Annotated in this window: 23 protein-coding genes and 1 pseudogene; 11 read left to right on the plus strand and 13 right to left on the minus strand. The window is 62.5% G+C overall.

The features are described from left to right. The first annotated feature begins 66 nt into the window (after positions 1-66). The 7 genes from mpaM to HAV21_RS15345 all read left to right on the plus strand — a co-directional run bounded on the left by mpaM (position 67) and on the right by HAV21_RS15345 (position 6,162). Positions 67-885: a daptide-type RiPP biosynthesis methyltransferase gene (gene mpaM, locus HAV21_RS15315; protein ID WP_166842334.1), complete on the plus strand. Its 819-nt coding sequence runs from the start codon at positions 67-69 to the stop codon at positions 883-885. Then, positions 882-2,129, plus strand: a complete 1,248-nt coding sequence (locus HAV21_RS15320; RefSeq protein WP_166842335.1) for a YcaO-like family protein — start codon at positions 882-884, stop codon at positions 2,127-2,129. The genes mpaM and HAV21_RS15320 overlap by 4 nt, the downstream gene beginning before the upstream one ends. Then, positions 2,126-3,799 carry a daptide biosynthesis intramembrane metalloprotease gene (gene mpaP, locus HAV21_RS15325; protein WP_166842336.1) on the plus strand — a complete coding sequence of 558 codons (1,674 nt, stop codon included), beginning with the start codon at positions 2,126-2,128 and terminating at the stop codon, positions 3,797-3,799. Before HAV21_RS15320 ends, mpaP begins: the two co-directional genes overlap by 4 nt. Next, a complete protein-coding gene (locus HAV21_RS15330) occupies positions 3,796-4,506 on the plus strand; it encodes an ATP-binding cassette domain-containing protein (RefSeq protein ID WP_166842337.1) in 711 nt (236 codons plus the stop codon). The genes mpaP and HAV21_RS15330 overlap by 4 nt, the downstream gene beginning before the upstream one ends. Positions 4,507-4,715: 209 nt before the next feature. Beyond that, complete coding sequence (locus tag HAV21_RS15335; protein ID WP_243753322.1) at positions 4,716-5,252, plus strand: hypothetical protein; 537 nt, start codon at positions 4,716-4,718, stop codon at positions 5,250-5,252. Next, the gene (locus HAV21_RS15340) at positions 5,253-5,945 is read left to right on the plus strand and encodes a hypothetical protein (RefSeq protein WP_166842339.1); all 693 of its coding nucleotides are present in this window, start codon (positions 5,253-5,255) and stop codon (positions 5,943-5,945) included. It abuts the gene before it with no gap. Positions 5,946-5,976: 31 nt separating this feature from the next. Next, positions 5,977-6,162, plus strand: a complete 186-nt coding sequence (locus HAV21_RS15345) for a SoxR reducing system RseC family protein (protein ID WP_142937930.1) — start codon at positions 5,977-5,979, stop codon at positions 6,160-6,162. A 21-nt stretch (positions 6,163-6,183) separates the two neighbouring features. Here the strand turns inward: HAV21_RS15345 and ggt are convergent, their stop codons facing one another. After that, complete coding sequence (gene ggt / locus HAV21_RS15350) at positions 6,184-8,025, minus strand: gamma-glutamyltransferase (protein WP_166842340.1); 1,842 nt, start codon at positions 8,023-8,025, stop codon at positions 6,184-6,186. Positions 8,026-8,231: 206 nt separating this feature from the next. Between ggt and HAV21_RS22045 the strand changes: the two genes are divergently transcribed. Further along, complete coding sequence (locus HAV21_RS22045) at positions 8,232-8,504, plus strand: DUF6578 domain-containing protein (RefSeq protein WP_208096943.1); 273 nt, start codon at positions 8,232-8,234, stop codon at positions 8,502-8,504. Here HAV21_RS22045 and HAV21_RS15355 read toward each other — a convergent pair. After that, positions 8,491-9,312: an SDR family NAD(P)-dependent oxidoreductase gene (locus HAV21_RS15355; RefSeq protein WP_243753323.1), complete on the minus strand. Its 822-nt coding sequence runs from the start codon at positions 9,310-9,312 to the stop codon at positions 8,491-8,493. The genes HAV21_RS22045 and HAV21_RS15355 overlap by 14 nt on opposite strands. 58 nt (positions 9,313-9,370) lie before the next feature. Between HAV21_RS15355 and HAV21_RS15360 the strand changes: the two genes are divergently transcribed. Continuing rightward, positions 9,371-9,952: a TetR/AcrR family transcriptional regulator gene (locus tag HAV21_RS15360; protein ID WP_166842341.1), complete on the plus strand. Its 582-nt coding sequence runs from the start codon at positions 9,371-9,373 to the stop codon at positions 9,950-9,952. Between the two features lie 80 nt (positions 9,953-10,032). On the opposite strand, the gene HAV21_RS22305 is transcribed toward HAV21_RS15360, so the two are convergent. Next, positions 10,033-10,491, minus strand: a complete 459-nt coding sequence (locus tag HAV21_RS22305; protein ID WP_238703347.1) for a GyrI-like domain-containing protein — start codon at positions 10,489-10,491, stop codon at positions 10,033-10,035. A 192-nt stretch (positions 10,492-10,683) separates the two neighbouring features. Further along, positions 10,684-10,836, minus strand: a pseudogene (locus HAV21_RS22310) (MerR family transcriptional regulator); the annotation flags it as partial. 119 nt (positions 10,837-10,955) lie between these two features. Here HAV21_RS22310 and HAV21_RS15370 point away from each other — a divergent pair. Continuing rightward, the gene (locus tag HAV21_RS15370; protein WP_142937934.1) at positions 10,956-11,390 is read left to right on the plus strand and encodes a hypothetical protein; all 435 of its coding nucleotides are present in this window, start codon (positions 10,956-10,958) and stop codon (positions 11,388-11,390) included. Between the two features lie 59 nt (positions 11,391-11,449). Here the strand turns inward: HAV21_RS15370 and HAV21_RS15375 are convergent, their stop codons facing one another. The 7 genes from HAV21_RS15375 to HAV21_RS15405 form a co-directional block, all read right to left on the minus strand. Next, a complete protein-coding gene (locus HAV21_RS15375; protein WP_347877661.1) occupies positions 11,450-12,403 on the minus strand; it encodes a hypothetical protein in 954 nt (317 codons plus the stop codon). A gap of 93 nt (positions 12,404-12,496) precedes the next feature. Beyond that, a complete protein-coding gene (locus HAV21_RS15380) occupies positions 12,497-13,642 on the minus strand; it encodes a glycerate kinase (protein ID WP_166842342.1) in 1,146 nt (381 codons plus the stop codon). A gap of 1 nt (position 13,643) precedes the next feature. Then, positions 13,644-15,158: a C4-dicarboxylate transporter DctA gene (dctA, locus tag HAV21_RS15385; RefSeq protein WP_166842343.1), complete on the minus strand. Its 1,515-nt coding sequence runs from the start codon at positions 15,156-15,158 to the stop codon at positions 13,644-13,646. A 96-nt stretch (positions 15,159-15,254) separates the two neighbouring features. Further along, the gene (locus tag HAV21_RS15390; RefSeq protein ID WP_142937937.1) at positions 15,255-16,352 is read right to left on the minus strand and encodes a tartrate dehydrogenase; all 1,098 of its coding nucleotides are present in this window, start codon (positions 16,350-16,352) and stop codon (positions 15,255-15,257) included. A 133-nt stretch (positions 16,353-16,485) separates the two neighbouring features. Beyond that, positions 16,486-17,394, minus strand: a complete 909-nt coding sequence (locus tag HAV21_RS15395; RefSeq protein WP_142937938.1) for a LysR family transcriptional regulator — start codon at positions 17,392-17,394, stop codon at positions 16,486-16,488. A 69-nt stretch (positions 17,395-17,463) separates the two neighbouring features. Continuing rightward, positions 17,464-18,366, minus strand: coding sequence for an NAD(+)/NADH kinase (locus HAV21_RS15400; protein ID WP_166842344.1), 903 nt, complete (start codon positions 18,364-18,366; stop codon positions 17,464-17,466). Positions 18,367-18,375: 9 nt separating this feature from the next. Then, entirely contained in the window at positions 18,376-19,395 is a 1,020-nt protein-coding gene (locus tag HAV21_RS15405; protein ID WP_166842345.1) for an SPFH domain-containing protein, read from the minus strand. Between the two features lie 104 nt (positions 19,396-19,499). Here HAV21_RS15405 and HAV21_RS15410 point away from each other — a divergent pair, with 104 nt between their 5' ends. Further along, positions 19,500-20,234 (plus strand): NUDIX domain-containing protein, encoded by a 735-nt coding sequence (locus HAV21_RS15410; protein ID WP_166842346.1) that lies wholly within the window; start codon positions 19,500-19,502, stop codon positions 20,232-20,234. A 58-nt stretch (positions 20,235-20,292) separates the two neighbouring features. Here the strand turns inward: HAV21_RS15410 and HAV21_RS15415 are convergent, their stop codons facing one another. Continuing rightward, positions 20,293-20,748, minus strand: a complete 456-nt coding sequence (locus tag HAV21_RS15415; protein ID WP_166842347.1) for a hypothetical protein — start codon at positions 20,746-20,748, stop codon at positions 20,293-20,295. Positions 20,749-20,912: 164 nt separating this feature from the next. Next, a complete protein-coding gene (locus HAV21_RS15420; protein WP_166842348.1) occupies positions 20,913-21,506 on the minus strand; it encodes an AAA family ATPase in 594 nt (197 codons plus the stop codon). Between the last annotated feature and the right edge of the window lie 78 nt (positions 21,507-21,584).

Below are 21,584 nucleotides of genomic sequence, written 5' to 3' on the forward strand. Positions count from 1 at the left end.
GTGCCATCTTGGCCACCACCCGCGTGCACCCACACCACCACACCGACTCCCGGAGAGCACGAGCTGATGAACACCGCACCAGATGAGACCGCCGACGCCATTTTGCGGATCCTTGGACACGTCGATCCTCCTGAGGATTTGTATAGCGTTTCGGGATCGAGACTCTACGACCAGATCACCGCCAACGACCTCACCGAGCTTCCCGAGATCCTGGCCGCTGCGCGGAAAACCTCCGGGCCTATCTTGGAACTTGCGGCAGGATCCGGACGGATCACGCGACCCCTCCTTGCCTTGGGGCGTCCGCTCACCGCAGTCGATTCGTCACCGGAAATGTTGGCCATGCTGAAGGAGAAGACAGACACCAAAGCCTTCAACCCCCGCGATGTAAAGGTTGAACTGGTGGAGGCGGACATGTCCCGCTTTGAGATCGACGGCGGTTTCGGTTGTGTGGTTCTCGGTGCCAGTTCCATCACGCTCCTTGATCCGGCGGGGCGCTGGGAGCTGTTCCGCAGAGTGCGCGAATGTTTAACGCCGGACGGTCAATTCCTACTGACGGTCCTGAACGCGGACAACCACCAAGCCCCACTAGGCAGTGTAGGCCGCTGCACGGTTTCAGCTCTGGGGGACGATTCGTTCCTGATCACTGCGGAAGGCCGGGACGCTGCCAACGGAGCGCGTCACGTGACCATGATCCATGTCAGTTTTGGCTTGGACGGGACATATAGATCCTCCGCCTACGCAAGCGACGTCGCCTTCCTGAGCAACAGCCTCCTCGAGGAGGAGATCGCTGCAGAAGGACTCAAGATTATTGAGCGCCGCCCGGTACGGATAGCGTCGCCAAGCCCGGGTTTGAATGATGTGGAGCTATGGGTTTGCGGCAAATGAGCGTAGATCCCGTACGGACGCTGCACCCTTCCCTGGGGCTGGTGTCTGAAGCCTCCATCTATGTGCCCAATGACGTGGGGCTGTGGCGAACCGTGGGGCGATTAGCCAACAGCACACCGGGTGCTCGGATCGCCTCTGCAGTAGGGGCCTTTGATGTCACAAAGCGGGCGTCTCTGACGAGAGGTGCCGGCGAAGCGGTTGAACGATTCGCCCTGGTTCCCGTGCCGGAAGATTCCGAGTATCTGCTGGCCGGGAACGGCAGCCCCGGCACCAGGATTGACTTTGTCGGCGCCGGCCTGGGATGCGCCTCCGCCTTGCACTGGGACTTCCCTTGGTACCGTGCCATCGACTTGCTGACTGGCGAGCCCACGCTAGTTCCCGCCCCTGTTGTGGATTACTCCCCTGGATGCGGACAGACGAAACCGTGGGAAAGGTACTTCGATCCCTCGCCCAACGGTGCGGCGTCCGGACCCTCGGAATCCTTCGCCCAGCGCTCCGGGATCGCAGAAGTCATGGAACGCGACGCCTTTCTTACAGCGTGGCGTCAGAGGATCCCACTGGAAAAGTTCGACGCAGAGAGCATGCCCGTGATGGTGCGCCAGTCATCTGAAACCAGAGGACTTAGTCTGCTCCTTGTGGCTGCCCGGGCAGCCGGTGTTGAGCCCATCCTCGCCTTCATTCCGAGCAACGATGCTCCGCTGTTGACCGCCGTGTGCATCATTACTGAGGAAAACGGTTCAGCCGGATTCGGCGCTGTGGGACTCAAATCTGCCTCGGACCCAGTGGTGGCGTTGGGGGGAGCGCTTCAAGAAGGGCTCCAAATCCGGGAGTTGTTCCACACACGCATGCCTTCTGCCGGGCGGGTCCCAACCGGTTCGGATTCCGGCCGCTCGCCCACCGCAGGGACGTATGCACCCGTGACCGACGACGATTCCCGCGCTGACTTCTGGACGACTGCACCGGCGGTAACCGAATTGCGGCAGTGGGTTGGGTCCTTCATACCATCCAGCTTTCCTGGATGCCGGCCCATGCCCGACGTGGATGGTCTGGTGCAGTACCTGGCCGGACGAAACATTCGCACCCACTGGGTCAACCTCACGCATAGGCTTCCTCGAGCTATCCAAGAGCTGGGTTGGACGGCCGGCAAGACCATCTGCCCGGGGGCTGTTCCCTTGACCATGGACGAGACCAAGGAGCTGTTCGTGATGCCGGGCTGCCCTGCAACGCCTCATCCGTTGATATGAGCAGGCCCGGGAAGGCTGTACATGGCGGGCTCGAGTGGCCGGTGCAGCTCGCGTCGGCAGCTTCCATCGACCGGCCGTTGCAGGAAGGCGGGCCGTGGATTGTCGCCATCAATGGCGTGCCGAAAGCGCGGGTCTCCTCCGACGTCGCCGATGTCTTGAAAGCGGTGGACGGCTCCATGCAACCGGCCCAGATCGCCCAGCTACTGGGACCACTTTGGACGCCTGCGGACGTGGAAGGGATTGTGCGCCAGCTGGCGCACACGGGAATTTTCGACGACGGCGCGGGGCCGGCTGAGACTCGACGGGTCCAGTTGAGACCGCCCTTCACGGTGCAGTTCACCCTTTTCAATCCGGCACAGCTGTTGGAGAGTTTCCGCCCGGCAGTCACAGCCATGATCAGACCTGCAGGCGCCGTCACAGCGTTGCTTCTCCTGCTCAGCGGATTGATCGGTGCGTCTTTTGCGGGGCCCAGCATGTGGCGTGTCCTGTCTACCCCTCTTCCTATGGAGGCCTATCTGTACGTGGTGGCAGCGATGTTCGCGTCGACGTTGCTGCACGAACTGGGCCATGGCATGGCGCTCACCTACTTTGGGGGCACGCCGCGGCGGATCGGGATCATGCTGTTCTACCTCTCACCTGCCTTCTTCTGCGACGTTACCGATGGGTGGCGGCTAAGTTCGCGCAGGCAGCGGGTGCTCGTCGCCCTTGCCGGTCCTTTGGTGCACGTTGCCTTGGGGAGCATTGTGATGGCAGTGCAAGTGTTCCTCCCGGAGTCATCAGTGAAGGACGCAGCTGTTCTCTACGGATTGATTTGCTACGCCGTGGCGGTGTTGAACCTCTTTCCCTTCATCAAATTGGACGGTTACGTGGCTCTGATGTCCGCCGTGGACCTTCCCCATCTCCGGAAGAAATCGATCGATGCGCTGGCCGACGTCGTCAGCTCCCGTGTTCTTGGATCCCGGCGCTGTATCCCGAACCAAGGTCTCTTGCCCTGGTTCGGTCTAGCAAGCTTCCTGTCAGGGATTGCCTTCATGGTGATCGGCTACCAAAGGCTTGTGCCCATCTTTCTGCAACTTGGATATGCGGGGCACCTGGTTGTTTTCGGTGTTCTTTGCCTGCTGCTGGTGATGGCCGCCAAGGGTGTCTTCGGCTTTTTCCGTGCAGCAACCAAGAACGGAAGCCCAGCGTGGAGGCGGGTTCTGGTTGTCGGTTTGGGTGCTGTGGCCGCCGGAGCGCTCATGGCTTCCATTCCAGTAAGACCCGTGACCGTAGCCGGCTACACCTACATAAACGGCGAACTGAATATCGTGGCACCGCTGCAAGGTTCCGGCGCCGCGTTCGAACCCGGCGATCACGTCACACTCCAATCCCAGGGAATGATCATCCACGAGAACCTGGGCCGGGCCACCATTGGTGACCCGCCGCCGTCGAACGCCATGGCAGCGCTGGACACCATCGCCCCGGTTGCACTGGCCGGGAACAACCTGCCGGTACTTGCCTACCCAAGCGAGTTGGAATCAGGCATGAACCTGTCCTCGTCTGGCCGTGCTGAAGTGACAAGCCAGCGGGAGATGAGCTTGGGGGAGTGGCTGCTGGACACGGCCATGAACTCGCCGCTGTGGCCAGTGCAGTCCGGGCAAACCACCGAATCCAAGGGAGGGCACTCATGATTGTCCACGCCAGCTTCGAGGCGTTTAGTAAGAAGAGAGGCCCGCGGTTTGCAGTCGAAGACCTAACGTTCGATGTCCCGGCCGGGCGGGTGGTGGGCCTGATTGGACCCAACGGGGCGGGAAAGAGCACAGCGCTCGCAGGGCTGACCGGCCTTGTGGAGGCCACGTCGGGAAGTGCAACCGTCTTCGGGCGTAACTACCGGACACTGCCCCGGCCCGCCACCAAAGTTGGCGTGAACCTGGACGGAATGGACGTGGAGCCCGGGCTGACAGGACGCCGGCACCTGCAGATCTGCCGGCTGGCCGTGGGGGCTGAGCCGGAGACTGTGGAGCGCGTACTGGAATTGGTGGATCTCGCAGCTGAAGGAAACAAGAAGGTACGGGACTACTCGCTGGGAATGCGGCAACGCCTGGGGATTGCTTCCGCCTTGGTGGGCAGTCCGGAGATGCTTGTTCTTGATGAGCCCGCTAACGGCCTGGACCCTGAGGGTGTCCAGTGGCTCCGGAGGTTCCTCCGGGAATTCGCCGCATCCGGCGGGAGCGCCCTCGTTTCCAGCCATCAACTCATGGAGTTGGAACAGGTTGCGGACGAGGTTGTGGTTCTCAGGCAAAGGACCCTGTTTCGAGGAACCCTCAAGGAGGCCAAAGCGCTCGGTGGGGGCAGCCTGGAATCCGCGTACTTCAAGATTCTGGAGGGCAATCGGTGAATGGAACGGCAGTAAGTTCCATGGGCGGTGGACTCCGTTCAGAGCTCCTGCGGTATGTCAGCGGTTATTCAGTGCTCGGCATTCTGGCTTTTACCGCATTGGTCCCTTGGTTCGTTGCAAACTTCCTGGGCTGGCCAGATAACTCAGAAGGGCTATCCGCCGCGGACAACGTCCGGACATTTTGGACTCTTTCAGCAAGCATTGCACCCGTGGCTACGTTCGCAGGAAGCTATGTGGTCACCCGGGAATCCTATTACGGAACACTCCGGCGCAGTGTGGTGTTGTCAGGGCTGAAGCAGGTGCTGATATCCAAATACTTGGCCGCAGCGATTGTTGGCCTCGCTACGGTCACCACAGGAACAGTGCTTTGGGGCGTAAGTGCGGCGTTTTCACTGCCCCCAGGTGTTCTGGGCAAACTGCTGGCGGCAGAGTCCTGGAACCAGATGCCGGGTGTGGTGCTGGCCGCGACCATGGGTTCATTGTGGGGATGCTCGCTGGGTTGGATCATCCGGCACTACTACGCGACCACCATACTCACCCTGCTGATTCCGCTGGCCGTCGAGGTGCCACTCATGGCAAGTGCACCGGAAGTAGCGCGCTGGCTTCCCTCCGGAGCTTTGGCGGGAATTGCGTCCCTGCCCTTCGACGGACTTCTGGCACCATTTCCTGCTCTCCTTGTATCCCTTGGCTGGCTCATGGCGGCAGGTCTATGTGCCGTGCGTCTTCTCCTAGGGAAGGAGTTCTAGATGGTGTCAGCCTTTCTCTCTGACGTCAGAAGGCCCTGGTTGTGGCTGGGATCAGCCCTATGCGCCCTCTTGGTGGCAGGGCTCGTGGGCGTACTCATTGGCATGGCGCGACTGGAATCTCAAACATCACCGGGGTTCGACCTTGTTCTCCGTCAAGCCAGCATGTCGCTCATGCTCATAGTGGCTGCGGTGATGGGGTCGTTCTCCTTTACCTCGGACTATAGGGCGGGCTGTTTCACGCGCAGGGTCTTGCTGTTTCAGCGCGCACCGGCGTTCACTGCCAGGTTAGTGAGCACCGTCCTGGCGGCGCTCCTTGCGGGAACAACCGTAGGAGTGCTGTTCGGAGTTTCCGGAGAACTTATGGACAGCGCTTGGGGAATTACACCTAATGCAGTTCTGGCTTTCACGGGCACGGCCGCTATGGGATCGATGTGGGGCTTTGCGCTGGGATCCCTCATCCGGAGCCACATGGTGAGCCTCTTCGCGGTGCCGTTGAGCTTGGTACTTCCTGACCGCCTATCAGCCACCTCACGGAACGCCGAACAATTCCTCTTCCCAGTCTTGGCCGCTGACTGGGCTGACCACGTAGCAATCCACATACCAGCCACAGGTTCTTTTCTAGGGGCCATGATCTGGCTTGTAGTGGTTACAGCGGTTGCGTTCGGGATGTTCCTGAAGCGGGATCTGGCATGACATTTCATCTACTTCAACAAAGGAATTCGCAATGAACCGCAGTCCGTTGGTATGGCTCTTTCTGGCATTGGTCCTAGGCGCCTATGCCGTGACCGTTTTCGTCTCCGATTCAGAGCAAACGTGGTGGTCCATCCTTTCCGGGATCTTCATAGCGGCCGCGTCCTTGGTGACACTGTGGAGGTTCAACCGGGAGGTCAGGAAAAACCGCCAACCGTGAATGGATCTACTGCGCCAAGGTTTACTTTCCAGGCTTTGCCGGTTTCACCACCATCGCTGAACCTCCGCCACGGCGTTGGGGCTCGGCTGCCGCGGTCAAAGATCCGTCCGGATTGAACTCGACGGCGGTTGCCGCCCCGATTTCAGCCGCGGACGTGAAAGCGTCCCCGGCCGGAACCAGATCGTGCCCCAACGACTCCAGCGCAGGGCCGTACGCGTCAATGAAGGCTGGCTCCGAACTGATGGTTGCACCATTCCGGGGTGCAGCCCGCGGGGCAGCCAAGGCCTCCGAAACCGTCATGCCCAAGTCCACGCGGTTCAGGATGGTCTGCAGCACAGTGGTGATAATGGTCGATCCGCCGGGGGAGCCCAGTGCCAGGAACGGCTTCTGGTCCTTCAAGATGATGGTGGGCGACATCGAGGACCGCGGCCGCTTGTTCGGTTCGATCCGGTTGGGGTCCTTGGGGTCATAGACGGTGCTGAAATCAGTCAGCTCGTTGTTCAGCAGGAAGCCCCGGCCCGGAACAACGATTCCCGAACCGCCCGTCTGCTCGATCGTCAGCGTGTATTCCACCACGTTGCCCCACTTGTCGGCGACCGTCAGGTTGGTGGTGGAAATGTTCTCTGTATCCGTCTCATTGGCGAGCGGTGCAGCAGCAGCCGGGCACGCGCCGTCGTACGTTTCTACGTTGCCGGGGGCTACTGGCTTGGGAGCTGCCGCCGCCGGATCTATTTCGCAGGAGCGTTCCTTGGCGAAGACGTCGTCCAGCAGCGTGCTGGTGGGGACCTTCACGAAAGCAGGATCACCAACGTAAGCGCCGCGGTCCGCGAAGGCCAACGAGCTGGCCTCGAAGTAGTGGTGCAGGGCATCCACTGGCGTCATGCCCTTGAGGTCGTAGTTTTCCAGGATGTTCAGGGACTCACCCACCGTGGTGCCGCCGCTGCTGGAAGGAGCCATGCCGTAGACGTCGTAGCCGCGGTACTCAACCTTGGTGGGATCCTGGTCCACCACCTTGTAGTTGGCCAGGTCCTTGGTGATCATGGAACCAACGGGGACGGGAAGCTCTGTTGTTGCCGTCTTGGGTGGGGCTTGCACGGTTTTGACGATTTCCTCGGCGAGAGGGCCGCCGTAGAAGGCGTCAGTGCCCTCTTTGGCCAGTTGCCTGTATGTCGCCGCAAGGTCGTGGTTCTTGAAGACACTTCCGACGGCGGGAGCGTCACCACCGGGCAGGAACAGGTCCCGTGTGGAGGTGAACGCGTCGAACCGGAGTTTGTTGTCCAACGTTTGCTGGCGGAAGGTCTGGTCCACAACAAAACCGCGGTTTGCCACCTTGATGGCTGGTTTCAGCGCGTCTCCCAAGTCCATGCTTCCCCAGCGTTCCAGCGCGCGCTCCCACGTGGCGGGCGTGCCGGGGACGCCCACGGAGACTCCGCTGGTGACCAGGTCCGGTGTGAATTTGTAGGGCTTGCCGTCGGGGTCCGCGGGGTTGATGAAGGCGTCCGGCTTGATACCCGCCGGAGCTGTCTCGCGCCCGTCAATAGTTCCCACCTGCTTGGTCTTCGCGTCATAGAAGACGAAGTAGCCACCGCCTCCAATGCCGGCGCTGTAGGGCTCGGTAACACCCAGGGTTGCTGCTGCGGCCACGGCGGCGTCGGCAGCATTGCCGCCCTTTCGTAGTACTTCGATTGCGGCTGCGGAAGCCTCCGGATCTACCGTGCTGACGGCACCGCCGTAACCTGTGGCCGTGGCTGTCTTGTCGGTTTCGCGGGGGTCGGCGAAGGCCGGGCTGGCCATCGCGCCGCTCGTCGCGGTCAGTGCCAATGCTGCCGTGACCGCAGCCAATTGACGTCTCACATGAGTCATGGTGTCTCCCAGAGTTGTTCCAGACGGTGATGTGGTGGACGGTCCGGTCACCCTATCGCGGGGTTTGCCTGGGGACAACGGTTGAATTCAAGGGCGGATTGAGGGTAAGGCGCCGGGCGGCGCGGGGGGTCCCGCCCCCGTTCCTGGCCCCACACGACGCCACATCGTGCACCCTGGACGCTGCCGGTGTCTGCGACGATGGTGGCATGCTTGTGTGGCTCACGGACTGGCAAATTGCGGAAGATCATCTGCTCATCGAAGTGGGCGACTCCGTGGAGTGGACGGTCTACCCAGCCGACCGGGATTGGGTTTGGCGGTTGTTCGGCGATCGCCTGGCGATAGATTGGCAGCTCGATTCGTACGGGGAAGCGGTGGAGCAGCCTTCGCGTCGGGTTTCGGGGAGAGTCGCAGAGCTAAGCAGCGTCCGCTGTCGCCAGGAACGGGCGCCCGAAGGCCGCTTCCGGCTTAGTGATCGCTGAAGCGGGCGTCCCGCTCGTAATCTTCGAAACGCAGTTTCAGCGCCGCCTTCACCTGACCCGGTGCGTCGTCACCAATAAGAAGTCGAAGTCGCGGATCATCTACGTCCCCTACGTGCGCGAGGATCACGGCTGCCACATCCTCTGGTGAAGTTCCCCCGGCGGCTTCCGACGGCGGCCAAGGTACGCTTGCGGTGCCGAACAGTTCGGTTCGCAGTCCGTCATAGGCGGCAAGCGGAGCGCAGAAATGCATGCTGCCGCCGGCCCAGTCTGTATCGATCGCACCGGGCTCGGCCAAGGTGACCCGGATGCCGAACCGGCCCACCTCGGCAGCCATCGCCTCGGTGAATCCCTCCAGGCCCCACTTGGCCGAGTTATAGAGCCCCAGCATAGGCATGGTCCCCACGGCTCCGACAGTTGAGATCTGGACGATGTGCCCACGTCCCTGGTGGCGCATGACCGGAATCGCGGCTTGGCTAAGCCAGAGTGGACCTAGGAGGTCCGTGTCGAGGATGGCGCGTGCTTCGTCCTCGGTTGCTTCTTCTACCGCACCGATGAGGCCGTATCCCGCGTTGTTTACGAGCACATCCAGCCGCCCAAATTCCGCGACGGCCTGATCGACGGCGGCGAAGGCGCCCCGCCGGTCGCGAACATCGAGTTCCTGCACCAGGAGGCGTTGGTGGTCCGGCAGCGAGTGAGCACCTCGTGTCGTAGCAACTACTGCATGACCTGCTTCGAGTGCAGCGAGAGTCAGAGCGCGTCCCAGCCCTCGGTTCGCGCCAGAGATCATCCATGTTTGGGGTGAAGCCATGATTCCACCATATCAATAACTGGACGGACCGTCTCGTTTTAGCGGGTACCCTAGGAATATGGCGCGTCTGCGAACTCGAATATTGGTCTTTGAGGCGGCACTGACCCTGGTCCGGGAAGGCGGCCTCGGAAGCATTTCGATGGAAGGTGTGGCGGCGCGGGCCGGAGTGAGCAAGCAAACGCTGTACCGCACCTGGCCCTCGACCGGGGCGATTCTGTTCGATGCACTCCTGGCGCGGAGCTTCGGCGAGGACGGCATGGTCCACGTCCCCAACTCGGGCGATCTGGCGGTTGACCTGGAAGCACTCGTCGTTGCGACGATCGTAGAGTTGACCAACTCTACGCAGGAGCCCCTTCTGCGAGCCGTCACCGCAGCCATCCAGTCTGATGAGGTGCTGGCCTCCCAATATCGGGAACGGCTGCTGCTGCCTCAACTCAGGGCAATTGCTGACCGGCTTCGTCAAGGGGGTGTCGATGATCCGGACTCAGCTGCAGAACTGCTCTTGGGTCCGGTTTTCCACCGATGGCTCCTTCGCGCCCATGCCTTTGAGCCCGATTGGGCGGGCCTGCACGTCCAACGCGTGCTTCGAGCCACCACACCACGGACGGAATTGTTGCCACCTGTTGCGGGTGGCCAGTGAGCTGCCGAATGCGGCGTCCATAACAGGACTCCGCATTCGGACCGCGTCCACCACTAACTGTGGGAAACCCTCGCGATGCCTCAGGCGCGGCGAACAGGCTGCTGCAGCTCGGTCACCCAGTCGGATTGATCGTCTGACACCGCCCGGACGTACAGTTCCCGGCACGGACCGGAGTGTACGAGCCCCCGGGCGAAGATCTCCGAATGAAGCGCCTGCCAGCTCTCCGCAATGTGTTCCATGGAGCCTAAGTGAACGCCACAGACGGCATTCTCGACCTGGGGCAGTTCAACGATCTCGAAGCCTTCGCGGGCTGGTCCCGAATAGGCATAGCCTGCGATGATTTGCAGGCCGTCTTCAACTGTCTCGTAGAGCGCAACCGGTGTCTCCAACGTTCCACTTTCGCCCCCGATGATCTGCGAGACAGCGTCAAAGGCGGGCCCCACGGTGCCTGCAACCTCGGGTTGTTCGGCTACGACCGCGCGGCGGGCTGCCAAGCGTACGGCCGGCAGGGATTTTTCGATAATTTCAATCTGTGACATGTGATTCTCTTTCTCGATGAGATGGAGCCGGCGTTGCACGTCCAGGAGCCTTGCAGCAGCGATCCGGTGTTCCTGCTCAACTTCTGCGCGGCGAATCCGCAAGAGAGCCGCGATCCGATCAGCCTCGACGCCTTGGTCAAGAATCGACGAGATGTCGTTGAGGCCGAAGCCAAGCTGGCGCAGGGCAACAATGCGGTGAAGCCGCTCAAGTTGAGACGGATCATAGGACCGGTAGCCGCTGAACTCGTCAACGTGGGCTGGTACGAGCAAACCCGCGGTGTCCCAATGCCGCAGCATCCGATGGGTCACCTGCCCGATCTGCGCGAAAGCTCCGATGGATAACATGACTCAGTTCTCTCGTCTTCCACAGTGTCAGAGTCAAGTATCGCCCGAACGCTGCTTTGTTTTGCTGAACATCGACGTCGGTGCGCACAGGATTGCGTTGACGGCGTAGCCTCGGCTTTATGGGGAAATCATGTGGTGTCACTGTTGTGGGCTTGGCCGCGATACTCGCAGGATGCGCGGCCTCACCATCGTCCATTTCCGAGTCTGATTTCAGGGGCGGACTTCCGTCGGAGGCGATTACCGCTGATCTGGATACCCACGCCAAGGAGCCGTACCTTTCCTTGGGTCCAGCGGCCGGATGGTTGGACGCCGGTGCAAAGTTTGCGGTCGCCCTCAGCGGCAGTTCCAGCTGTCCGGCTTTCCCCTCGTCGATTCAGGTGCTCAATTCACAGCACGTGAAGTTGGAGGTCGCGACCCATGATGCACAGGCCTGCACAGCCGACATGGCCCCACATACCTACGTCATCAAGACTCCCGCAGACGTGGACTCATCCCGTGAGGTCACGCTTGACGTCGGTGAGACGCGGGTGCTGCTGCCTCCATTGCCCCGGTAGCCAGAGCAGGAGGCGACTACAACGTCGCCGCGGTAACCAAGAGTCCGCCGGCGGATGCTCTACTGGCTGGCTCCCTGCCGGGAACCCCGGCGGGACAATATTTCCTGGACGCCGACGCCCACCAATCCGATGGCAAGAGCCAGCAGAATCGTGGGCAACGCCCCTCCGTCCGGTCCGAGGACGCGCATGAACACCTCGCGGCCCCTCGACAACATTTCTGGGATGTCCCCGGCCAGCACCCGGGTCCCGAGGACGGATTGGATGGCGGTGAACAGCGCTGGCAGCAGCCACAGGAAGAGAATGTTGAGTGCCCAGGCAACCGCTCGGCGGGCGGGCCGGAGGCCACACCACGCCAGCGCACAACCAACCAGTACGGCCGGAACCCATCGGGCAACAGTAGGCACCGCCGTGGGAACGTTGAGGAAACCCACTACGCTCGCTATCCACACCACAGCCCAGGAAGTGACCGGAATGGCCATGAGGCCAAAGCCGATGGTGGCTTTGACGTGGGATGGGGACGCGATGAGCAGCATGGCCACAAACGACGCAATCACTGAGCCGATCACGCCCGCCAGAAGGCCGCCGAAATAGAGGCTGGACAATGTTCCCGGAGCCAGTCCGTCGTGCAACACGGAGAATGATTGCACGGTGGCCGTGAAGTGCACCGCGAAGACGCCGGCAGCCGCGCACCACATTGCGAGTCGACGGCGGGTTGGTGACCAGATGCGAACGGCCAATCCGGCAAGCGCTCCGCCGACCGTAAGCAGGGCGACGATGGTGGTCGCCTCGTACTGGCTCAGGGGTAGAAGGGCAGGAGGCATCTGAGCTGGCATAACCTGCGTAGCCCACAAATTTTGTAGCGGAAGCGTGGCACCTGTAATCCACCACGGCGCGAGCCCCAGAATGCCGGAGAGTAGGCCGATCAACCATCCCCAGAGGGCGTCCCGGCCGGGCTTACCGGAAGGCTTTATGGCCGGGGCGGGCGTCTGGACAGTGTTCTCGGGGTAGCTCACGAGGCTCCTCAGTGAGTCTGGACATGGAGTGCCCGAGCCTACAGGAGGCGGGCCAGCCACCCATGCTACACCGAGTGGATTAATTGGCTCCCTTCAGGCCCGTGCCATCCCCAACACATCCTCGCTGATCTCCCGCCCAATCACCCTCAGCAACTCTGCCGACAACCCGGGGTCCTTGGAGGAGTCCTTGTCCGTGTAGTCGGTCAGTGCGTAGACGGACGTCAGGGACATTTCGGTCCATTGTTCACGTGCCAGCAGTGAGCGTCCCGCGACGGCGACGATGGGCCGCCCAAGGGAACGGCGGGCGACGGCGGCGGGCAGCTTTCCGGCCAGCGTCTGCTCATCGATGCTTCCTTCACCGGTGATGACCAGATCGCAGGCGTCTTTGCGGGTGTCGAAGTCCAGAAGGTCCAGGAAGTAGTCTGCGCCGGAGACCTGCTTTGCGCCGAGGAGCAGGCAGGCGAAGCCGATGCCGCCGGCGCTTCCGGCACCGGGGTGGTGGGGAAGTCCGGGATCAGCGAGTCCGGCGTCGGTGAGGACCGAAGCGAAGTGGACCAGTCCGGCGTCGAGTGTTGAGACCTCGGCGGGAGTGGCGCCCTTCTGGGGGCCGAAAACGGCCGCCGCGCCGGTGGGCCCGTGCAGGGGGTTGTGGACGTCTGTGGCGAGGATGAGTTCGACGCCGTCCAGCTCCGGGATGAGGGAGCCGGTCACCGAGTGGAGGCGGGGCAGCGAGCGGCCGGTGCCCTCCAGCAAAGAACCGGAGTTGTCCAGGAACTGCAGGCCCAGGGCGGTGAGCATTCCCATGCCGCCGTCGGTGCTGGAACTGCCGCCCAAAGCCAGCACAACCCGGGATGGACCCAGCGTCAACGCGAACCGGACGGCTTGGCCGAACCCACGGCTTGAAGCATCCAGTGGGGCAAGGGCGGAGCCCGGCAAGACGGCCAGGCCACAGGTGTTGGCGACCTCCACCACTGCCGTAACGCCGTCGAACGCTACGGTGGCGTGAACCGACTGCCCGGTGGGGCCGGTGACGGTGACGGAGTGGCGGCAGAAGCCGAAGGCGACGGCGGCGTCCACGCTGCCGTCACCTCCGTCGGCGAGGGGAAGGAGCTCACAGTGGACCGTTCCGGAACCATCCGACCCTGCCGAGCGGAGCCCTGCTGCCAGTGCAGCGGCTACTTCGGCGGCGGTGAGGCTGCCTTTGAATTTGTCGGGAGCAATGAGAACGGTGCGGGTCATCTCAGACGGTCTCCGAGTAGGCGGGGCGGCGGTCGGCTGAGGCGGCTGGCCTCGATGGTCCATGGTCCGAGGCTGGTCCCGCACCAGATGAGGGGTCCTTTGGCCCGTGGTGCCCATACTCGATCAGGTCGTCGTCGATGTCGGTGACCCGGTCAGCGTGGACGGGGTCCCCGGCGGGCAACGGATCTACCGTTTCGCCGCGGAAGACCCGGCGGGCGCGGTCGGCGTCGAGGGTGCGGTCCCACCAGGCGATGAAGAGCGTGGCGACGGCGTTGCCGGTGAAGTTCACCAAGGCGCGGCATTCGGACATGAACTTGTCGATGCCGAAGATGAGCATGATGCCGGCCGCGGGGATGGTGCCAAGGGTGGTCAGTGTTGCGGTGAGGGCGATGAACCCGCCGCCCGCAACGCCTGCCGCGCCCTTGGAGGTCAGGAGCATGACGGCGAGGAGGCCCAGTTGCTGGCCGATGGTGAGGTCCGTGTTGGTGGCCTGGGCGATGTAGAGGGCGGCGAGGGAGAGGTAAATCGCGGCGCCGTCCAGGTTGAAGCTGTAGCCGGTGGGGACTACCAGGCCAACGGTCTCCTTCTTCACGCCGGCGTGCTCCAGCTTGCGCATCAGGCCGGGGAGGGCTGGCTCGGCGGTGGAGGTGCCCAGGATGAGCATGTATTCCTCTTTGAGGTGGCGGATCATGGTGAAGATGTTCAGCTTCAGGAACGCCATGACGGAGCCGAGGACGATCACGACGAACAGGATCGAGGTGACGTAGAACAGGGCGATCAGTCCGCCCATGCTGGTCAGTGAGGAGACCCCGTATTTGCCCACGGCGTAGGCCATGGCCCCGAAGGCACCCAGCGGGGCGGCCTTCATGATGAAGCCCAGAATTTTGAACATCACGCTGGTGAGGCGTTGGACGCCGTCCAGCACGGGGGCACCGACCTTGCCCATGGCGTTCAGGGCGATGCCGAAGATCACTGCGATGAAGATGATCTGCAGGATGTTGCCTTCAACGAAGGGCGAGACCATGCTTTCGGGGATGATGTGCGTGAGGAACTGCCACCATTCCTGGTGCTGGCCGGCGTCGATCAGCTTGGCTGCGGAGTCGGAGGTTTCGATGGTGCTCGCATCTGCGTTTACGCCGTCACCGAGCCGGAAGATGTTGATGGCCACGAGGCCGAAAAGCATGGCGCAGATGGTCCCGATCTGGAAGTAGGTCAGGGCTTTCAAGCCCGTCATTCCCACCTTCTTTAGGTCGGCCACGCTGGCGATGCCACCCACGATGGTCAGGAAGACAATGGGTCCGATGAGCATCTTCATCGCATCCACGAACGTGGTGCCGATCGGTTCCATGGCGATGCCGGCCGCGGGGGCAAGCCATCCGACCAGGATGCCGACAACGATTGCGGTCAATACCCAGAAGTACAACTGCCTGTACCAGCGGGTCTTTGGTGGCGCCTTGGTGCCTGAAGTGGCTGATGTGCCGGAAGCGGCTGCGCCGTGGGTGCTGCTGTGGTCCATGATTCCTACCTCGTTGTGGAATGTCTCTGGAGTGAAAACTGAAGGGAACGTTCGACGGCGGCGGGCCGGCCGCCGTCGAACGTTTGAGTCCGCGCTTTAGACGGTTGCGAGAGTGGTGACCAGTGCCTTGATGATGGCCTCGGTGACATCCTCGGTAGTGGCGTCGCCGCCGACGTCGCGGGTCAAGTGGCCTGAACCGGTGGCGGCTTCGATGGCGGCCTCCACACGGCGGGCTTCCTCATGCAGGCCGAAGTGGTCCAGCATGAGCGCGGCGCTGGCGATCGCACCGATCGGGTTGCTGATGCCCTGGCCGGCGATGTCCGGTGCGCTGCCGTGGACCGGCTCGAACATGGACGGGAAGCGTCGCTCCGGGTTCAGGTTGGCGCTGGCGGCCAGGCCCAGGCTGCCGGCCAGTGCCGAACCGAGGTCCGAGAGGATATCGGCATTGAGATTGGACGCAACCACCACCGACAGGTCCTCGGGCTTGAGGATGAATTTGGCGCTCATCGCATCGACCAGCACGCTCTCGGTCTGGACATCCGGGTAGTCCAGGGCCACGCGGTTGAAGACTTCGTCCCAGAGCACCATGCCGTACTGCTGCGCGTTGGACTTGGTGACCGAGGAAACCTTCTTCACGGTGCGGGTCCGGGCGAGGTCGAACGCGAAACGCATGATGCGCTCGCAGCCCTTTTCGGTAAAGAGCGCAGTCTGAAGGGCGACTTCGTTGCCGGGGCCTCGGCCGCTCAGGTTGCGACCACCAAGGCCGGCATATTCGCCTTCGCTGTTCTCGCGGACAACCACCCAGTCGAGTTCGGTGTTGTCAGCCTTGCGGAGTGGGGACTGGACGCCGGGGAGGAATTTGACCGGGCGGATGTTGGCCCACTGGTCAAAGTTCTGCGTGATGTTCAGCCGCAGGCCCCAGAGGCTGATGTGGTCCGGTACGTTCTCCCAGCCAACGGCTCCAAAGTAGATGGCGTCAAAGTCCTTCAGGGCTTCCAGGCCCTTGGGATCCATCATGAGCCCGGTCTTTGCGTAGTACTCCGATCCCCACGGAAATTCGGTCCAGTCGAACGCGAACTTGCCGTTGGAGTTCTCAGCCAGAGCGTCCAATACGCGGCGGCCGGCGGAAACAACTTCCTTGCCTACGCCGTCGGCGGGGATAGATGCGATGCTGAATTTCTGGGTGGCGCTCATGCCTACCTCCTCGTTGAGTTTGTTAGCAGTGAGCCTGTTAGCCGGGTCACACTGTTCTTCCTCTTCAAGTAGACGGCGGAGGGGTAGTCGGCGTCCAAGACCAGGTTTCGATACGGCTGATAGGTACTACCTATCACTCCCTGGTCCCAGCAGTGCTGGCGGTGTGGGAGGCAGCAACCTGTAGGAAGGCCTTGGCCGCAGGGGTGAGGTTCTCCTTCCGGCTGAGCACCGCGACATCCAGGTAGTTCACCGGTTCCACCAGCAAGGTCCGGAGCCCGGCCTTATGAGCAGTGGGCGCCCACGACGACGGCATCACGGCATGCCCCACACCGGCCAGGACCAGCGGCAATATGGAGGTCCGGTGGGCAACTTCCACCACGATCTCCACCTCCACGCCATGGGCCAACGCATCATCCACGAGCCAGCGCATGAGTGATCCCCGCTGGCTGGCGATCAGCCGGTGGCCGCCGAGTTCCTCGCGCTGGATCGCTGTGTGGGTGGAGGGGAACGTGTCCGCCCGTGGATTGACGATTAGGATGAGCGGTTGCCGCTCCAGTTCAAGGACCTCGACGCCGGGTACCTTCACCGGCGTCGAAGAACCGGCCAGCCCTACCTCGTGGCTGCCGCTGCGCACCGACTCGATCACTTCCTCCGGAGTGAAAGCCGCACCAACATTGAGCCGAACGGACGGATGGCGTTGCGTGAACGCCGAGATCATGGAGGTCAGGGGCTCGATTCCCGGGGAGGGCATGGTGATGATGTCCAGCTTCCCGCTGCGGATCCCCCGCAGGGACTGGACGGCTGCCTGTGCTGCATCCAGGTCCCGCATCACCAGCCTGGCTGGTCCCACCAACTCCTTGCCCGCCTCGCTCAGCACGGCCCGCCTGCCGATGCGGTGGAAGAGCGGAACGCCGAGTTCCTTCTCCAGGCCGGCTATGGTCTGGGACAGCGACGGTTGCGCAATGAGGAGATGCTCGGCTGCCCGGTTGAACCCGTCATGATCGACGACGGCGAGGAAGTACTTGAGCTTTCGCGTGTCCATGGGTTTCCTTCGGATCCTGGGTGGGGGCTCCGATAGTTTATGCCTATCAATCGGCTGGGTCAGTGGATGTCATGCCACCAGCCGCAGAGGCCTCTGCCCTAACTGAATCGCAATCTCCTGTCCCCACGACGCCGTCAGCCGGTCATCTTCCATGCCATCGCCAAAGACCACCAGCTGATCGGAAGCAACGGTAATCCGAAGAACCTCCCCGGCTTCCAGGACACCTTCCGTCAGGGAGGCGCCGGTGACGGGTGAAGGCCATGCTTCGCGGACGAACCACGCAAGCCGCGGATCGCTCGGAGCAGGCAGGGCGCGCCCGCCCCGTTCCAAGGCGATCGAGGCGCACCAGCCCGTGGCGCCGGTGCCCGTGGAAACGATAAGGCCCGACGACGACTGCCGCTCGTTCTGCCCGCCTGGAACCGTGAAGCTCGGAACGGTGATGGAGTACTTGGCGGATTGGTGTGAGGCGTGCCCGATGAAAACCTCGTTGAGCGCCGAAAGCTGCTGACCGTCGTCGAGGGTTGCCGTCACGGTGGTGAGATTTTGGCAGCGAAGGCGGGCAGCGTCGCCACTAGCCATAAGTGCTGCGGCCGCTGCGGGGGTGTGCCGGACCAGTACGCCCGGGTTTGCGCCTGGCTCAGGATCGATGCCGATCACCGGCTGGCCATTCAGGTACTTGGCAACGTTCGCCACGAGTCCATCCTGACCTACCACGGCGATAATGTCCTCGGCGGTGAGCAGGAACCGGCTGAGGTCTGCGCGTTCCACCTCGGCTTGCCGCCAATCAGATGGTACGGAAGCCCTGATGGTTGCCAGCGCGTCAGTCAGGCGGTCGTGCCGGTCCTGTACGTCCTGGATGCTGCGGCCACGGGTGCGGAGGAAAAACTCGGCCTGGCCCCGGGTGGCATGCCGGTCCAGGAGTTCCTGGAGTTCGGTCCGCCGGTGGACGATGACGATGCGCGGGGTTGCCATGACGTGTCCTTACTTGGTGGCTTCTACAGTAGCGACGGGTTCCTTGAACAGTCCGGCAAGTGCTCCGCTGAGCAGGTCCGGGGTAATGGTGAGGTTCCCGATGTTCGGCAGGCTGCCGGCCGCATCCTTGAGTGCCAACGCGAGGAGCGTGGCCTGTTCCATGCCGCGGTAGACCTCCATGGTTGCTGCTTCGCGGGCCGCTGCTGCTTCGCCCACCAACCGGATCTGGTGTGCTTCAGCCTCGGCGCCAATACCTTTTCGTTCAGCTGAACCCTGTGCCTCAATCAGACCGGCGGCAGCTTTCTCTTCGGCGGCGCGGCGGGCGTTGGCACCCTCCTGGGCCACCAAGTTCTCCCGCCGGACGGCGAGTTCAATCTGGCTCGCCATCTCGTTTTCGGAAATAGTGCGTTCGCGTTCGACGGCGACTGCCCGCCTCTCGTACACAGCCCGGTCCGCTTCGGCTTGGAGTTGTTCGCGCACTGGAGTCTGCAGCGCACGTTCGACGTCGGCCTCGGGTCGGATGGCCAGTACCTGCACGCCGAGGATTTCGATGCCGGTGGACTGGAGCCTCGCGTCGGCACGGAGTGCGTCGGTCAGCACCAGACGGAGTTGGCTGACTCCGCGTGCCAATGCTTCGGCCAGTGTGGTGGTGGCGATCTGGTCGATCGCGTGGCTCTGGCAGAGCTGGCCGATGATGGTGGACACCTGCTCGCGTCCGGTTGCAGGTGCTTTGCCGGCGGTCTGGAGCCCGAAGTCGAGTCGGGTGGAGACGGCCACGGGATCAATGAAGCGGTAGGTTACGTTGGCCTGAACGCTGACGTCCTGGTGGTCGCGGGTGATGGCGTGGAAGAGGGTGGGCAGTTCCTGATCGTCCACAGGAACCTCGCTGAGGACGGAGTTTGCGGGGCGGAAGAAGAATGCCTGACCCACGCCCTGGTGCCTGACTGTCCCTTTCTGGAGGTGTACGACGTAACCGGTGGGGCTGCCAAGGAAGTGGCTGATCCAGGGGTAGCGCTTGATGATTGCCATGATGTTCGCCTCTTTCGTTTGTTTCTCGTCAAGTTGACGATAACTAAACAATAGAGTCACCAAGCTTTATTGTCAACATGACGATAACTATCTAGAATTGATGCATGCCTGCATCCCATCCAGCGCCCGAACGCTTCCCGGTGACGGTCGACGTCGTCGCCCTGACTGTGCGCGACGGCGAGTTGAACGTCCTTCTCATCACCCGCCTCATCGAACCCTTCAAGGGCAAGCCTGCGCTCCCCGGCGGTTTCGTTCTCGCCGGCGAGGAACTGTTTGAGGCAGCCGGCCGGGAGCTCGCGGAGGAAACCGGCGTCGAGCATCTTCCGGGACACCTGGAACAGTTGGGCAGTTACGGCCCGAAGGGGCGCGACCCCCGCGGTGACGTCCTCACTGTGGCGCACCTGCTCCTGGCACCGGACTTTCCGGTGTTGTCGGCGGGCAGCGACGCTGAACATGCCGCGTGGTATCCGGTGCGGGACATCCTTGACGGGAAGCTTGAGCTGGCCTTCGATCACGCACGCATCCTTGACGACGCCTTGGAGCGGGCAAAGTCCAAACTCGAATACTCACCCCTGGGCGCCGCATTCTGCGACGAGGAATTCACCATCGCCCAGCTCCGCGCGGTGTACGAGGCAGTGTGGGGGACGCGCCTTGACCCGCGGAACTTCCACAGAAAAGCCACCGGAACGCCGGGCTTCCTGGAGGACACGGGACGAATGACAACGGGCGACGCCGGTCGGCCGGCTGCCCTGTTCAGGCTCGCCCCCGAGGCGCGTCCGACGCCGGGCCAGCCCACCCGCGCGGTACTGAACCCGCCGCTGATGCGGCCGAGAGAATAACGTACCTGCGCACCCACCTGGGTAACAGCAAACGCTCTACTGAGGGCTCAATAGGCCGTCATCTGTCCCTCAGTTTGCCAGCATGGGTCAGGATGGACGCTGCTGTGGACTCGGGGTCCTGCGTGGAGATGAGCCACGTGCGGCTGGGGGTCTCCAGGACGATGGCCGGACCGCCGACCAGCAGCCCCCACGTTCGCTGGCCCAAGTACCGGACGCCGAAGCCTTCGATCATGGAACTGGATGGCGCAGGGGAGGCATCAACGATGTCCTGCAGCGGAATTGTCTTGGAGTAGAACGGCCGACATTTGACCGTCAGGTTCTGGCCTGTCGCTTCGATGGTCACGCTTATTCGGAGTACCGAAACTGTCAGGAGCGCAATCGCCGCAACCAGCGCTGCGCTCATCATCAGAACTCCGCTGGGAATGGCCGTTGCAATGATGAAGAAACAGAGCAGGCCCACCACGCTAGCGATGACCTTTTGAGAGCCGCGACTGATTCGGGCCTCTGAAATCATTGGTGACTTCCATGGGAGTGTTTGCCAAATGTGCGCATGGGGCGAGCCTACTTGTCGTGGAATGGGGAACCAGTCAAGTGGTCACGTGGCCAGAAGGTGACGGGCTGCCCAACTGGGTAGCAGCAGAGCGCGTTTTGAGCCGTCAAAACGCGCTCTGCTGCGACTCAGTTGGGAGAGCGGGCGGGGGGTTTGCTGGCCGAGGTGATGACCCGGTTCAGCTGGGCCAGGGCGTCGCCGGGTTTGCCGTTGGCGTCCACCTCAACAAAGTTTTCATACTCGGGTAGCGAACGGTATGCCTCCCGGAACGCCCGCAGATCCGCCACTGTTTCCTTGTCCGTGCCGCGTGCCATGACCCGCGCGTGGGCAACGGTGGGATCTGCGTCGAAGTGAACGTGAACGTCGGCTGCGGGTAGCTTTTCCAGCAGCCACGGAAGCAGCCGCCCACGCCGCAAGCCGTACGCTTCCCGGAGTGCGAGCTGGCAGTGGAGATGGCGGTCCATCACCACCAAGCCATCAAACTGCCGGGCCCGCGCATGATTGACCAGCACGTTGAACAATCGAACGCCGGTTTCAATGACGTCCAATACGCGTGGTGGCAGCTGCCAACCGAAACGTTCAGACCACAGCGATAGTCGGCGGCGGGCAGCGTGATTACTAAGCAGCAGGGCGTTTCGTCCTTCAGCGCGAGCCGAATCGACCAAGGCACGGGCCGCCGTCGTTTTTCCTGAGCCGTCAATTCCCGTCAGAACAATCAGCATGAGCCCTCCCTTCGTCTTCTGTACAACTCGTTCCATGTACAACGCGGGGAGGGCGCTACTTGTGCCGGTTGAGGTGCA

This window comes from Paenarthrobacter sp. MSM-2-10-13 (assembly GCF_011605365.1).
In the GTDB taxonomy this organism is placed as follows: Bacteria; Actinomycetota; Actinomycetes; order Actinomycetales; family Micrococcaceae; genus Arthrobacter.